We start from the raw sequence: 14,607 nt of genomic DNA on the forward strand, positions 1-14,607 counted from the left end.
GGTTCTCAAATATACACTTTGTACAAAGTATATTGAAACCTTTAGAAACAAAAAAAGTCTCATTGTCGTGATAACGAAAGAGACTTTTTTATTACTATGTAATGTTATTAATATTCGTCCTCATTCCAGAGGTAATCTTCGTCTGTTGGATAATCTGGCCAAATTTCTTCAATAGAATCGTAAGAATCACCTTCATCTTCTATTGCTTGTAAATTTTCTACAACTTCTAAAGGTGCTCCTGTTCTAATCGCGTAATCGATTAACTCATCTTTAGTTGCTGGCCAAGGTGCATCACTTAAATACGATGCTAATTCTAATGTCCAATACATTTATTTTGGTGTTTAATTTTTTGCAAAAATAAATTTTTAGTTGAAAAAGTCAAGAAAAAATTAAATTATTTGAATTTAATTTATAAATGTGTACTTCATTATTTAAAGAACGTATAACCTAATCATCTTCGGAATGGTATTTTGCATTGCCCAATCCTGTTCTGAATTTATTATTCTTCCTTTTTCGGAATCCATTTAATTTCTTCAGCTTGTAAGTCATGAGACAACTTCCGTGCCAATACAAAAAGGTAGTCAGATAGTCTGTTGATGTACATTAATGTTTCTGGTTGAAACGGTTCTAAATCATTGAGATGACTCGCCAAACGTTCCGCTCGACGACATACGGTTCGCGCAATGTGACAGAATGACACCGTTTGATGACCGCCAGGCAATACAAAATGCGTCATTGGTGGAAGAGCAGCATTCATGCTATCCATATTATCTTCCAAAAGCTTAATATCTGCATCAGAAATTTTAGGAATATTCAGTCGGTCTTTGCCATTTTTCAATGTCGCTTTTTCGGGATCAGTTGCCAAAATTGCACCAACTGTAAACAATCTGTCTTGGATTTCCATCAAAACATTTTTATGCATTTGGTCAATGGCTTGGTCTCTTATTAGTCCAATGTGCGAATTGAGCTCGTCAATAGTACCATAACTTTCAATACGGATATGGTGTTTGGGAACTCGTGTACCACCAAATAGGGCAGTAGTGCCTTTATCTCCTGTTTTTGTGTAGATTTTCATACTCTAGGTTCGGAATTCTAAATTTTAAACTCAAAAATAGGTCTTATAAGTTGAAATTGAAAAGTGATGGTGTTATAAGAATGCTAATTTCTAAATCTCCTTCGACCAAATTTACTGCGACTTATTTCAGATTTACGTTCTGTATTTTTAGCCATAGCTTTAACGCACATGTAAATTCCGACTAAAATTAAAATGGTTAGCATTAAATTGAAATATTATTTCCGATTTGATTTATATAAAAATAGATAATTATTTGGAGAGACCTTTCCGTTAGTTTTCGTTTTTTATATGAAATCATCCACCTTTCCTAAGAGGAAAGAAATTCATTTCAATAATATATGAGCAAAACGAAGTAATCTTTGGAAAACTATAAGCTCATTATTTTCCCTTCGGGAAATGTCAACTAATTTGTGAAGCTAATAGAAATTCAAAGTTTTTTTTTAATTCATCTTATCACTCTCAATAATTCCATCACGAAGGCGAATTACGCGTTTGGCGTGCGCAGCGATATCCTCTTCGTGCGTTACCATGATTACAGTGTTTCCTTTTGCATGAATTTCATCAAAAAGCGCCATGATTTCTGTACCAGTTTTAGAATCTAGGTTACCTGTTGGCTCATCTGCCAAAATGATAGAAGGCTTGTTGACCAAGGCACGACCCACAGCAACACGCTGGCGTTGACCACCAGAAAGCTGATTGGGTTTATGGTCCATTCGGTCAGCTAAACCAACATCGGTTAAAACTTCAGTTGCTCTTTCTTCGCGCACTTTTTTTGATTTTCCTGCGTATATCATTGGCAATGCAACGTTGTCTAAAGCCGTAGTTCTCGGCAAGAGGTTAAACGTTTGAAAAACGAATCCTATTTCTGTGTTTCGAATGTCTGCCAATTCATCATCCGTCATTTGGCTAACGTCTTTTCCGTTTAGTAAATACGAACCTGCGGTTGGTGTGTCTAAACATCCCAAAAGATTCATAAGTGTCGATTTTCCTGAACCAGAAGGTCCCATTATGGCTACATATTCGCCACGTTTAATATCTAAATCGATACCTTTTAAAACATGTACGGTTTCTTGTCCGAGTTTAAAATCTCTTATAATGTTACGGATTTCGATGACGTTGTCACTCATAGTTTGGTTGGTCTTTTTGTCTGAATCTCTCGCAAGATAAAACGTTTGTAAAAGCAATTATCTCAATATGACGTTAAAATTAATAAGTTGTTACAGTCTTATTCTAAAATGTTGTTTGGGTTGCTCTTTTCTGAAAAACACAAAACCCAAATTAAAGATGTCGATACTTACAGTAACACGACTATCAGCAATAATATTCCTCCAAGCTTCAGTCATATCCTTAGACCAATACATATCATCAAAAATAAAAACAGTATCGTTATGTGCTTTTGAAATTAGTAAATTAAAATACTCTATGGTCGCTGATTTGTCGTGATGACCATCAAAGAAAATACAATCGAACCTGTCTTTTTTTAAATTAGAAATAGCAGTTTTAAAATCTGAATTTATTGCGTTTATGTTTGAAAGTTTGAAGGCTTCAAACTGCTGCTTAGTAAAGTTGAAGGTTTCAGCGCAACCTTCAATTGTTGTGATTTTATTTTCTAGATGGCCTAAAACTAACGCTTGCGTACCTACGCCGAGGGAAGTTCCTAGTTCTAATGTGTTTTTTAATTTGAAATATTTTGAAATTCTATAAAGTAATTTTGAATCTTTTAATGAGCTACTCGAATTCTTTACCATTTTAGACACTTTGCGTTTTGTTGGGTTCATTTTTTTTGAACCTGCGCCAAGGTCAGTAACGTGTATTGTTTGTTTTGATTGAAGCAATTGGTTTCTGTATGCTTTTAATTTTTCATAATCTTTGTAATACGATTTATCGTATAGGCATTTTGTTACGAAGTTATATACAAAAGGAGAATGTACTCCGTGTTGGTTAGTGGAGTTTAGGAGGAATTTTATGTAGGATAATATTTGGTACAATATTTTTGTTTTTTGTTCATTTTGTCTTGAAACAAAACGAACCAAAAGTTCAAAACGATTTGAGGAAATTACTCACATTCTAATTATTTCAAATTTTTGAGTTCGTGAATACATTTGCTAACGCAACATTCATTCTCGAAGCTACATGCTTAAAGCTTCGCTTTGCACTTCCGCTTCTTCATTCATTATTTCTGCAAATCGTTGCTTACGACTTTGTCGAATAAGGGACATTAATTTTTAATTACTTATTGCTTTATTCTAATTCTTTTCATCTTTGCTAACTGCTAACTGCTAACTGCTAACTGCTAACTGCTAACTGCTAACTGCTAACTGCTAACTGCTAACTGCTAACTGCTAACTGCTAACTGCTAATTTTCAAATTTTTCCGCCAACTCAAACCAACGCATTTCTTTTTCTTCAATGGTATCAATAATTTTTTGAAGTTCTTCCGAGAGCTTGGTGATTTCATCTTGGGTTAAATCTGGATTTAAAAACTTCTTTTCAAATTCTTTTTTATCAAGTTCTAAAGAACGGATTTTTGATTCTAAGTTTTTATATTCTTTTTGTTCGTTGTATGATAATTTATTGGCTTCATTCTTTTTTACAGTTTCTGTATTTTCTGGCTTTTCTGTTTTTTCTTCTTGCTTGGGTTGACTGCTTTCGTAAGCTCTGTAATCTGTGTAATTTCCAGGGAAATCATCGACAATACCTTCGCCTTGAAACACAAATAAGTGGTCTACAATTTTATCCATAAAGTAGCGGTCATGAGAGACAACAAGCAAACAACCTGGAAAATCCAATAAAAAGCTTTCTAAAACATTAAGCGTTACAATATCTAAATCGTTTGTTGGCTCATCGAGAATTAAAACATTAGGATTCTGAATTAAAACTGTACACAAATACAAACGTTTTTGCTCGCCACCACTTAATTTTTCGACAAAATCATATTGTTTTTTACGGTCGAATAAAAAACGCTCTAATAATTGTTGAGCACTAATTTGACGGCCTTTTGCTAAAGGAATGTAGTCTCCATAATCTCTAACCACATCAATCACTTTTTGATTGGGTTTTGCTTTTATTCCGCCTTGGGTGTAATATCCAAATTTTACCGTTTCGCCAATGACTATTTTTCCTCCATCTGGCGGAATGGTTTGCGTTAACATATTTAGGAATGTTGATTTTCCTGTACCATTCTTACCAATAATACCAATTCTCTCTCCTTTTTTAAAGGTGTAATCAAAGCCGTCTAAAATTATTTTGTTTTTAAAGGCTTTTGACACGTTGTGGAACTCTACAATCTTGCTACCTAAGCGTTCCATATTGATTTCTAACTGAATGACATGGTCTTTTCGGCGTTGGTGTGCTTTAGATTTTATTTCAAAAAAGTCGTCAATACGACTTTTTGATTTTGTGGTACGTGCTTTTGGTTGGCGACGCATCCAATCGAGCTCTTTTTTAAAGAGTTGTTTGGCTTTGCCAACTTCGGTTTGTTCGTTAGCAATACGTTCTTCTTTCTTTTCTAGGTAGTAAGAGTAATTGCCTTTATAGGTGTGCATTTTGCCGTGGTCTAGCTCAATAATTTCATTACAAACACGTTCTAAAAAATAGCGGTCGTGCGTTACCATAAAAAGCGTTTGTTGCGTTTTGGCAAAGTAATCTTCGAGCCACTCAATCATTTCTAAATCGAGATGGTTGGTTGGCTCATCTAAAATTAAAATATCAGGTTTGCTGATTAAAGCTTGCGCTAATGCTAAACGTTTTTTTTGCCCACCGGAAAGCGCACTAATTTTTACTGTTAAATCGTCGAGTTTTAATTGTGATAGTATCTGTTGAAATTGTGTTTCGAATTCCCAAGCGTTGTGACGTTCCATCGCTTCAAAAGCTAATTGGTATGCTTCGGTATCTTCAGGATTTTTTAAAGTTTTTTCGTAAGTCTCTATAACTTTTAAAATTGGCAGGTCGCTTGCAAAAATAGTTTCTTCAATCGTTAGTTTTGGGTCTAAGTTTGGCTCTTGGTCTAAAAACGCCAGCCTTAGCCCTTTACGTACAACGACTTGACCAGAATCTGGCGCATCTTTTCCAGATAGTATGTTTAAAATAGAGGTTTTTCCACTTCCATTTTTTGCAACAAAAGCAATTTTTTGGTCTTTGTGTATGCTAAAGGAAATGTCACTAAAGAGTTCTAGTTCTCCGTATGATTTTGATATGCTTTCGACGTTGAGGTAATTCATGCTGCAAAGATGGTAATTTATTGGAGAAATTTAATTTGAAAGTTTTAGAAGTATATTGTTTTTTTTATTTCGAACGAAAGTAGAGAACTAATTGAAGCTTTGAGTAAATAAGACTTCTCGACTTCCGCTCGAAGTTGAACTTGTATATTTAAAAATCCCAACTTCAGAGACCAATAATTTTGATATTGCTAGCGTTAGATTATATTTGTCAGTAAACCTGATTTTATATGATGCGTTATTTGTTGGCTCTATTTTGTTTAAGCCTATTATTATGCACGTCTTGTGTGCCTCAAAAAGATTTAATATATCTTCAAGACAAGGGCAATATAAATGACACCATACCTAGTGTTATTGAGCAGCAAAAGCCTTACCGCGTTCAGATTAATGATATTCTTAATATTAGGATTAAGGTTTTAGACCAAGAAAATGCTACGATTTTCAACCCTACAGGCGAAGGTTTATTAGATGCAAGTTCTCAAGAGCGCGCTTATTTTGACGGATTTACTGTTGATTTAAGAGGTAATATTCGCATACCACAGTTGGGTGAATTTCAAGTGTTGAATATGACTACAAAAGATATTGAAGCGTTAGTTTCTAAACGTCTTTTGGAAAAAGAATTTAATGAGTTTGCACAAATATTTGTAACTGTAAAACTGGCAGGTTTACGTTACACGACTTTAGGTGAAATTAACAACACAGGCTCGCAAGTTATATTTCAAGAGCGTGCTACAATATTAGAAGCTATTGCCAATGCAGGTGATATTCCTATTGAGGGTAACCGAAAGGAAGTGCGCATTTTAAGACAGTATCCGCACGGACAAGAAATACACCGCGTTGATTTAACTGATGTTAACGTGTTAAAATCTCCATATTATTATATACAGCCTAATGACGTTATTATTGTTGACCCATTGGTGCAAAAATCATTAGGAACAGGGACTAATGGTTTGCAAACCTTTACGGCAATTTTAGGTGTTGTCACTGTAGTTACCAGTACTATATTATTGATAGATAGACTCTAGTTTATGGCTAATTTAGACCACGATATTGAATTTGATGATAGCAGCGGAAGAATCACTTTCGACTTTAGAGGCTTCTTATTTAAAATACTACATAATTGGATATTAATCGCGGTGTCCATTGCCATAGGATTAGGTGTTGCGTATTACATCAACGTACGTAAACAAAATATTTACCGCTTAAATGCTTTGGTCTCAGTAGAAACAGAACAAAACCCATTTTTTACGGCAAATACGAGTATCTCATTTAATTGGGGCGGTGTTTCAGGTAAGATTGGTAAAGTTATGACCACTTTAGCCACAAGAAGTCATAATGAATTGGTCATAGATTCGCTAGAATTTTACACTGAATATCTCAAGCAAGGCAAGTATCACTTGATAGACATTTATAAAGCATCACCTTTTGAAGTTGAGATTGATAAAAATGAATATCAACTTTTAGGTGCGCCTTTAGAATTGAAGCACCTTAGCGATACGCAATTTAAAATCATCTATGATTTTGAAGACCGTCAATCAGTTACTGCACAGCGGTACGCAGACCGAAGTACGACAAATGTGTCGGTGACACCTGGTTTATTTGAAGGTACTTTTAATTACGGAGCACCTGTTGAGTTGCCTTTTTTTAGTGGCGTGGTTAAAAAGCGAAATGGAAGAAATCCAGATACAGAAAATCAGTATTTTATTTATTTTTTAAATTTTGATGCACTAGTTTCTCGATTTCAAAACAGTGTAAATGTTTCTTTTTTTAAAGGAAGTTCTACAGTTTTATCTCTGTCGCAATCAGGAAATAATAAAGCTAAGGTAGTTGACTATTTAAACACAACCGCAGAAATTTTAAGAGAAACAGAGTTACGTACCAAAAATTTATACGCTACAAATACCATCAAGTTTATAGACAGCACTTTGGGGAATGTTAATGATAAACTCCAAGACGTCAATAAAGAGATGGACGATTTTCGCTCATCCAATAAGGTTTTTAATGTGAGCGACGATATTTCAGCTACTTCTGAGCAATTAAAAATTTACGAAAATGAGCGTCAAGTCGAGCGTACTAAAATAAACTACTTAAATAGCTTAGAAAAATATCTTCAAAATAAAAATGATTATACCAATATTGCGGCACCAACATCAGTAGGTATTCAAGAATCAGGTTTGTTAAATAGTATTGGTAAGCTTACAACTTTGGCAATTCAGCGTGAGAACCAAGCCCAAACGGCAAGAGAAGGCTCTATTTTATTACGGCGATTGGATGCACAAATAGATTCTGAAAAAAATGTTGCTTTTGAGCTTATAAATGCGGCACGTCGCGGAGTTAATTTACAATTAGGTTCTTTAAACACCTCTATTGCAAAATTAGAAAGTGAGTTAAAAACACTTCCAAAAGAACAACAAGAATTTTTAAAAATTCAACGAAAACTAGATATCAGTCAAGAAGCTTATAATATTTATCAAGCTAAAAAGTCTGAAGCCGAAATTGTTAAAGCTGCAAACGTGTCTGACATAGTAATGATTGACCCTGCAAAAGATATTAACAACGGACCAATAGGGCCAAAAAAATCATTAAATTATATGATGGGGTTGGTTGTTGGTGGCATAATACCTGTGTTAATTATTTTTTTACTATTTATTTTAGATCGGAATATCCATACTTCCGAAGATGTAGAGCGTTTATCTAAACTACCAGTCATTGGTTTGGTGGGTAAATACGAGTATAAAAATAATTTGGTTGCTTTTGAGAAACCAAAATCTGCGGTTGCAGAATCGTTTAGAGCCATACGTAGTAGTTTACAATTTATTTATAAAAACCAGAAAGACTCTGATGGGTCAAAAACACTTATGTTTACCTCGTCTATTAGTGGCGAAGGAAAAACTTTTTGTTCCATAAATACCGCCACAGTTTATGCGCTGTCAGGTAAAAAAACCGTTTTGGTAGGTTTGGATTTGCGTAAGCCGAAAATCTTTGATGATTTTGAGGTCAAAAATGATAAAGGCGCTGTCAATTATTTAATTAATGATAGTGATTTAGATGGTATTACCCACCAAACACATATCCCAAATTTAGATATTATATTGTCTGGTCCAATTCCACCAAATCCCTCAGAGTTACTAATGAGTGAGCGTATGCACACGCTCATCGCTGATTTAAAGTCTAAGTACGATATGATTGTTTTAGACACACCACCATTAGGTTTGGTGACTGATGCCTTAGAATTATCCCAATTTGCAGATGCTACTATATATATGGTACGCCTTAACTACACTAAAAAGGGAATGTTGTCTATGGTGAATGCCAAACATAAAAAAGGCGAACTTAAAAACGTTAATTTACTTCTTAATTTTTATAGGCATAAAAAAGGAGCAGGCTATGGTTATGGCTATGGCTACGGTTATGGATATGGTTACGGTGCGTATGGCGATTCGTATCTAGAGAACGATAAAACAGGATTTGTAAAACGCATCAAGAGTTTTTTTAAGCGTAAATAGAGATTACCTGTTGATTTGTTACGGATAAGTTCTTTTGTGTAGAGTGTATGTATTTGTTATAATTCCTATATTAGCCCAACCCTAAATAACTACTGGCTTGAAATCCAAAACAGACGATACTTGGTTGTACACAATTTCTGCAAAGCGGAAGCTAATAGATTTCAATTTTAAAGAAATTTGGCAGTACAGAGACTTGTTATTTTTGTTTGTAAAACGTGATGTGGTTACCGTTTATAAACAAACTGTTTTAGGACCGTTATGGTATTTGATTCAGCCATTATTTACAGCCTTAACGTTTACCTTAATATTTAACAAAGTTGCTAATATAGAAACAGGCACTGTACCACCGTTTCTATTTAATTTGGCAGGTATCTCGGTATGGAATTATTTTAAAAATTGCTTAAACGCCACATCATCTACATTTAATGCTAATGCAGGAATTTATAGTAAAGTGTATTTTCCGCGTGTAATTTCACCTTTATCTGTGGTTATTTCAAACTTAATTAAACTGGTTATTCAGCTTTTTATTTTTATAGGCTTTTATGTGTATTATTACGCAAAAGGTGCTGATATCTCCTTAAACAAAACAGCCCTATTATTTCCTGTACTTATTGTATTTATGGCTTTATTGAGTTTGGGTTTAGGTATGATAATATCTTCTATGGTTACCAAATACCGTGATGTAAAATATTTGCTCAATTTTGGTATACAGCTTTTGATGTATATTTCGGCAGTGATGTATCCGTTGGAATTGATGCGCGAAAAACTTCCACAATTTGCTTGGTTGGTAGAGTATAACCCTATTGCATATTTTGTTGAAGCGGCACGTTACATGTTGTTGTCAACAGGGAGTATTTCTACTCAAGGTTTATTGTTTTCCGGTATTTCAACCATTTTTATTTTACTTTTAGGTTTAGTGATTTTTAATAGAACTGAAAAAAATTTTATAGATACTGTTTAGGAAGTTATGTCAGCACCCAAAACCATACTAAAAGTCGAAAATCTAAGCAAACAGTACCGTTTGGGATTGGTTGGTACAGGTACGATACAAGACGACTTGAAACGTTTTTGGTACAAAATAAGAGGTAAAGAAGACCCATTTTTAAAAGTGGGTGACGTTAATGACCGAAGCCAAAAAGCCGATAGCAACTACGTTTGGGCAATAAAAGATATAAATTTTGAAGTCAAACAAGGTGAAGTCCTTGGCATCATAGGAAAAAACGGGGCAGGAAAATCTACATTATTAAAAATTCTATCGCGTGTTACCGGACCAACTACAGGTGAAATTAAAACCAAAGGCAGAATTGCTTCATTACTAGAAGTCGGTACAGGATTTCATAAAGAACTCACAGGTCGCGAAAATATTTATCTTAATGGTGCTATTTTAGGAATGACCAAAGCCGAAATTTCAGAAAAGATTGGTGAAATTATTTTATTCTCAGGTTGTGAGCGTTATATTGATACACCAGTAAAACGCTATTCTTCAGGTATGACGGTGCGTTTGGCTTTTGCTGTCGCTGCTTTTTTAGAACCTGATATTTTGGTGATTGATGAGGTGTTAGCCGTGGGTGATGCCGAGTTTCAGAAAAAAGCTGTTGGCAAAATGCAAGACATTAGTCGAGGCGAAGGTCGTACAGTTTTGTTTGTGAGCCATAATATGGCAGCGGTGAAAAATCTTTGTACAAGAGCTATAGTATTAGAAAATGGAATAAGTGTATTTGAAGGTGATACTTTTAAAGCTGTAGATTTTTACCTCAAGAACACCAATAATGCGTCTAGATTTTATAAGAATGATGCATTAAAGATTAATCATAATTCTGTAGTAAGTGCAAAAGTTATAACTAGTAAAATCGGTTTTCATGAATATGGCCAAGATTTGGAAATTGAAATAATAATTAATATTGGTAAATTAATACAAAGTCCAGCATTGTCTTATCAGATTGTAAATTCTGATAATGTTCCAATTATACATGAACTCGTGATGAGTTCTGAAATTCCCTTTGGTGAGGAAATTGGTAAATATAGGCTTGTCTCTAAAATTAAGGAATTAAAGCTTTACCAAGGAGATTATCATTTAAATATTTACTACTCGGATAGTTTTACAAAAAATGTATTTTCTAGACTATTTGATGTTTGTCATTTTAGAATACTTAATAGCAATGTTAGAGAGCATTATTGGCAAAATGGAAGTGCAATTTATAAGGAGAATAAGACTAATTGGCTAATCAACCGATTAGAGAATTAAAAATTTTTTTATTAATTGGAGATGGTTTTAATGCAATATTAAGTTTACGTTTTCTAGAACAACCTTTAATTTTATGAATCAATTTTTAGATATAGAACTTAATCACTCAAACTTGGATACTTATAATGTAAGAAATTCAATACATAAGGCCATTGAACAATTTCTAATTGATTTTAAAGGAAATATGCTTGATGTAGGCTGCGGTAAAATGCCATACAGAGATTTTATTCTATCAAATTCTGAAGTAGAAGTGTATACAGGATTAGACATTGAAACGGCAATAATATATGATGATAAAATAAAGCCAGATTTTTTTTGGGATGGAAAAGAAATGCCATTTGAGGATAATAAATTTGATTGTGCAATTTGCACAGAAGTATTAGAACATTGTTTTGAGCCTGAACTATTATTAAACGAGGCTTTTAGAGTATTAAAACCTGGAGGAACATTTTTTTTTACAGTACCCTTTTTGTGGAGTTTACACGAAACACCTTTTGACGCTTACAGATACACGCCTTTTGCACTTGAACACCATTTTGGTAATACAGGTTTTAATATTAAACAGATAAATGCGTTAGGTGGTTGGCATGCGTCAATGGCGCAAATGTTAGGGTTATGGATTCGACGAAGCCCTATGTCCTTGAATAAAAGAAAATTTTTTTCTTTCCTTGGAAGACCATTAATTAAAATTCTGCTTAAAATGGACAAAAAACAAGCAGTAGTTTTTAAAGAAGGACAGATGATTACAGGTGTTTACGGAATCGTTAAAAAACCAGAGTTTTAATTCAAAAAATAGAGAATGCTCATAGGAAAAGGCTTAATGGCAAACTTATTTCAGAATTATAAAAATGATTCTAGTATAGTCGTTTTTGCGTCTGGCGTATCTAATTCTAATGAAACAAGTCCGAGTGCATTTTTTCGAGAACGAAATTTATTAGAAGATTCTATTATAAATAATCCGAATTCTTTATTAGTCTATTTTAGTACATGTAGTATCTATAATACATCAATGTTAAGTAAACCATATGTACAACATAAATTGGATATGGAAAATTTGATTAAAGATAATTTTTCAAAATATTTAATCTGCAGAATATCTAATGTTGTTGGTTTTAATGGTAATTCAAATACAATCATCAATTTCTTAATTGAGAAAATAACTAATAATCAAAATTTTGATGTTTGGAAAAATGCTCAACGAAATTTGATTGGAGCAGATGATGTAAAATATATAGTACACAAACTAATTCGAGATTTTAAAGAAAGTAAAACAGTAAATATAGCTTCTAAAACTAGTATTGATATTTTAGATATTATAAAGCAAATTGAAATATTCACTAATAAAAAAGCAAACACTAATCTTGTAGATATTGGTGAAAAAGTTAATATCGATATAAGAGACATAGAAATATATTTAGATGAAATTGAAACCAGAACTAATGGGATAGAATATTTCAAGACATTATTAAATAATTACTATTCGGTTTGAAAAGAGTTGCAATTTTAACCCCGAAATCATCTGATAAAGCAGAAACATTTATCAGAAATCATATAGATTATTTACCATTTGAAAAGGTGATAATCCATGGTGGTAATAAACCTTATTTATTGGAAGGAAAGAAAGAAGATATATTATCAAAATTTTTTTTTGTTCTAAAAAATAGGATAAGAAACATCTTTGGCTTACAAATCCACGATTACAGAGATTATAGTTTAAGAAAAATTTTAAAAAATAAAAAAATAGACTTAGTTTTTGCTGAGTACTTGGTAACTGCGGCTGAGACTCTGGATGTTATAAGATCGCTAGATATTCCTTTAGTTACAATAGCACTTGGATATGACATATCTATGTATAACATCTTAGAAAAGTATAAAGAGAAATATGTTTCACTTTTTGAGTACGCTTCTTTTATTATCGTAGTTTCTAAGCATATGAGCATTAATCTTAAATTATTCAATTGTCCAGAATTTAAAATTCATTATTCTCCAGCCAGTCCTGATAAAAGTTTTTTTGAAGTGCAACCTCATTTTCAAAATAAACAACTCATCGCAGTAGGCAGATTTGTAGAAAAAAAGGCACCATTAGTCTTAATAAATGTTTTTAATTTGGTGTGCAAATCTGAACCTGATGCTAATTTGATAATGGCAGGTGATGGCCCTTTATTGGATGGCGCAAAAGAGTTAGCTAAAGATTTAAGCTTAGAAAATAAAATATTTTTTCCTGGTCGTATTTCTCAAGAAGCCCAAAAAAAGTATTTAGAAGATAGTTATGTTTTTATACAACATTCACGATTAGCGCAAAATGGTGACTCTGAAGGTACTCCAGTTGCTATATTAGAAGCGAGTGCTGCTAGTTTACCTATCGTATCCACACATCATGCAGGTATACCAAATATTGTTTTGCATGAGCATACAGGTTTATTAAGTGAAGAGAATGATATAGAAACAATGGCAAAAAACATTATAGATATATTAAAATCAAAAGATAAAGCAATTATTTATGGAAAAAACGGTAAGGAGTTTATTCAGAATAATTTTAGTTTAGAGAAACATATTTCTGATATTACTAATATCATAAATCTAGTCTAATGTCTAAAGGTCAACTCATCTCCATAATAATACCAACTTACAACAGAGCAGATATTATAGGTGATACATTAAAGTCTATACAAGAGCAAACGAATAAAAATTGGGAATGTATTGTGGTAGATGATGGGTCAACTGACCAAACTGAAGAGCTATTAAATACGTATATTCATAAGGATGAAAGATTTATTTATGTAAAACGACCTGAGCATTTGCCTAAAGGTGCAAATGCCTGCCGTAATTATGGTTTTACAATAAGTAAAGGTCAATTTATCAATTGGTTTGACAGTGATGATATTATGCATACTAATAAGCTTGAGGCTCAGTTAAAATCTCTTAGTGAAAACCCTGATGCACCATATTGTGTGTGCCAATCTAATTGGTTTGATAAAGAAGCAAATATAGATTTAGGACTACGTTCCAGAAGCATTGACTCAAAACAACGGTTAGAAGATTATTGTTTGTATAACATTACGTGGTTAACTACAGCACCACTTTGGAGAAGAGAATTTATTGAAAGTAATAAATTAACTTTTGACGAATCATTACAGCAATCTCAAGAGTATGATTTTCATATTAAAGCATTATCCGTTTCAGATAATTATGCAGTTATTAACGAGCCATTATTAACCCTAGTTAAGCATAAAGAGGCCATTTCGACAAATATATTTACAGATTCAAAAATAGAATCTAATCTTAAAGTAAAAACTAGAGTCACAAAAAATCATTTTCTGAGCTTTAGTGATTTAGGTAAGTTGAAGTGGTTAGAAATACTAACACTGTATTATAAAACACTTTTAGTACATCAAAAAACTACTTTTGCTAAGCAGACCAAACCATTAATTTTTGAGGCTTTACAATTGGTTGAAGTTTCTAAAATTCGTAAGTATGTTTTCATGGCAAAAATCATAATGGCTTATATATCTTTTGTTCTTTTTGGTAAAGGCTATACTTTAGTAAAACCATTAACCTAAGCGTA

General features: G+C 33.0%; 13 protein-coding genes. 8 read left to right on the forward strand and 5 right to left on the reverse strand.

The genetic code is table 11. The annotated features are described in order from the left end of the window. Nucleotides 1-107 precede the first annotated feature (107 nt). From ACFQ1Q_RS12785 to ACFQ1Q_RS12805, 5 genes are all read right to left on the reverse strand, one after another. Nucleotides 108-329, reverse strand: coding sequence for a DUF2795 domain-containing protein (locus ACFQ1Q_RS12785; RefSeq protein WP_008272287.1), 222 nt, complete (start codon nt 327-329; stop codon nt 108-110). A gap of 170 nt (nt 330-499) precedes the next feature. Next, nucleotides 500-1,075: a cob(I)yrinic acid a,c-diamide adenosyltransferase gene (locus tag ACFQ1Q_RS12790; RefSeq protein WP_386132189.1), complete on the reverse strand. Its 576-nt coding sequence runs from the start codon at nt 1,073-1,075 to the stop codon at nt 500-502. Between the two features lie 440 nt (nt 1,076-1,515). After that, nucleotides 1,516-2,202, reverse strand: a complete 687-nt coding sequence (locus ACFQ1Q_RS12795) for an ABC transporter ATP-binding protein (protein ID WP_386132192.1) — start codon at nt 2,200-2,202, stop codon at nt 1,516-1,518. Nucleotides 2,203-2,292: 90 nt separating this feature from the next. Then, the gene (locus ACFQ1Q_RS12800; RefSeq protein WP_386132195.1) at nt 2,293-3,063 is read right to left on the reverse strand and encodes an O-methyltransferase; all 771 of its coding nucleotides are present in this window, start codon (nt 3,061-3,063) and stop codon (nt 2,293-2,295) included. Between the two features lie 368 nt (nt 3,064-3,431). Further along, on the reverse strand, nt 3,432-5,294 hold the full coding sequence (locus ACFQ1Q_RS12805) for an ABC-F family ATP-binding cassette domain-containing protein (RefSeq protein WP_386132198.1): 1,863 nt from the start codon (nt 5,292-5,294) through the stop codon (nt 3,432-3,434). Nucleotides 5,295-5,521: 227 nt separating this feature from the next. Here ACFQ1Q_RS12805 and ACFQ1Q_RS12810 point away from each other — a divergent pair, with 227 nt between their 5' ends. The 8 genes from ACFQ1Q_RS12810 (at nt 5,522) to ACFQ1Q_RS12845 (ending at nt 14,602) form a co-directional block, all read left to right on the forward strand. Then, entirely contained in the window at nt 5,522-6,316 is a 795-nt protein-coding gene (locus ACFQ1Q_RS12810) for a polysaccharide biosynthesis/export family protein (RefSeq protein ID WP_386132200.1), read from the forward strand. A 3-nt stretch (nt 6,317-6,319) separates the two neighbouring features. Next, nucleotides 6,320-8,797 (forward strand): GumC family protein, encoded by a 2,478-nt coding sequence (locus ACFQ1Q_RS12815; RefSeq protein WP_386132202.1) that lies wholly within the window; start codon nt 6,320-6,322, stop codon nt 8,795-8,797. Between the two features lie 97 nt (nt 8,798-8,894). Beyond that, entirely contained in the window at nt 8,895-9,758 is an 864-nt protein-coding gene (locus ACFQ1Q_RS12820; protein ID WP_386132204.1) for an ABC transporter permease, read from the forward strand. 6 nt (nt 9,759-9,764) lie between these two features. After that, nucleotides 9,765-11,042: an ABC transporter ATP-binding protein gene (locus ACFQ1Q_RS12825; protein ID WP_386132207.1), complete on the forward strand. Its 1,278-nt coding sequence runs from the start codon at nt 9,765-9,767 to the stop codon at nt 11,040-11,042. 73 nt (nt 11,043-11,115) lie between these two features. Continuing rightward, nucleotides 11,116-11,826: a class I SAM-dependent methyltransferase gene (locus tag ACFQ1Q_RS12830; protein ID WP_386132209.1), complete on the forward strand. Its 711-nt coding sequence runs from the start codon at nt 11,116-11,118 to the stop codon at nt 11,824-11,826. Nucleotides 11,827-11,841: 15 nt separating this feature from the next. After that, the gene (locus tag ACFQ1Q_RS12835; RefSeq protein WP_386132211.1) at nt 11,842-12,531 is read left to right on the forward strand and encodes an NAD-dependent epimerase; all 690 of its coding nucleotides are present in this window, start codon (nt 11,842-11,844) and stop codon (nt 12,529-12,531) included. After that, entirely contained in the window at nt 12,528-13,631 is a 1,104-nt protein-coding gene (locus ACFQ1Q_RS12840) for a glycosyltransferase family 4 protein (protein WP_386132214.1), read from the forward strand. The genes ACFQ1Q_RS12835 and ACFQ1Q_RS12840 overlap by 4 nt, the downstream gene beginning before the upstream one ends. Further along, nucleotides 13,631-14,602: a glycosyltransferase family 2 protein gene (locus tag ACFQ1Q_RS12845; protein WP_386132217.1), complete on the forward strand. Its 972-nt coding sequence runs from the start codon at nt 13,631-13,633 to the stop codon at nt 14,600-14,602. The genes ACFQ1Q_RS12840 and ACFQ1Q_RS12845 overlap by 1 nt, the downstream gene beginning before the upstream one ends. The last annotated feature ends 5 nt before the right edge of the window (nt 14,603-14,607 follow it).

It is taken from the genome of Winogradskyella litorisediminis (genome assembly GCF_042675765.1).
GTDB lineage: Bacteria > Bacteroidota > Bacteroidia > Flavobacteriales > Flavobacteriaceae > Winogradskyella > Winogradskyella litorisediminis.

Bases quoted from the DNA above. Each gene is read 5' to 3' on its own strand.
- ACFQ1Q_RS12795 (WP_386132192.1), bottom strand. From the start codon at position 2,202: ATGAGTGACAACGTCATCGAAATCCGTAACATTATAAGAGATTTTAAA.
- ACFQ1Q_RS12815 (WP_386132202.1), top strand. From the start codon at position 6,320: ATGGCTAATTTAGACCACGATATTGAATTTGATGATAGCAGCGGAAGA.
- ACFQ1Q_RS12785 (WP_008272287.1), bottom strand. From the start codon at position 329: ATGTATTGGACATTAGAATTAGCATCGTATTTAAGTGATGCACCTTGG.
- ACFQ1Q_RS12835 (WP_386132211.1), top strand. From the start codon at position 11,842: ATGCTCATAGGAAAAGGCTTAATGGCAAACTTATTTCAGAATTATAAA.
- ACFQ1Q_RS12790 (WP_386132189.1), bottom strand. From the start codon at position 1,075: ATGAAAATCTACACAAAAACAGGAGATAAAGGCACTACTGCCCTATTT.
- ACFQ1Q_RS12830 (WP_386132209.1), top strand. From the start codon at position 11,116: ATGAATCAATTTTTAGATATAGAACTTAATCACTCAAACTTGGATACT.
- ACFQ1Q_RS12805 (WP_386132198.1), bottom strand. From the start codon at position 5,294: ATGAATTACCTCAACGTCGAAAGCATATCAAAATCATACGGAGAACTA.
- ACFQ1Q_RS12810 (WP_386132200.1), top strand. From the start codon at position 5,522: ATGATGCGTTATTTGTTGGCTCTATTTTGTTTAAGCCTATTATTATGC.
- ACFQ1Q_RS12845 (WP_386132217.1), top strand. From the start codon at position 13,631: ATGTCTAAAGGTCAACTCATCTCCATAATAATACCAACTTACAACAGA.
- ACFQ1Q_RS12825 (WP_386132207.1), top strand. From the start codon at position 9,765: ATGTCAGCACCCAAAACCATACTAAAAGTCGAAAATCTAAGCAAACAG.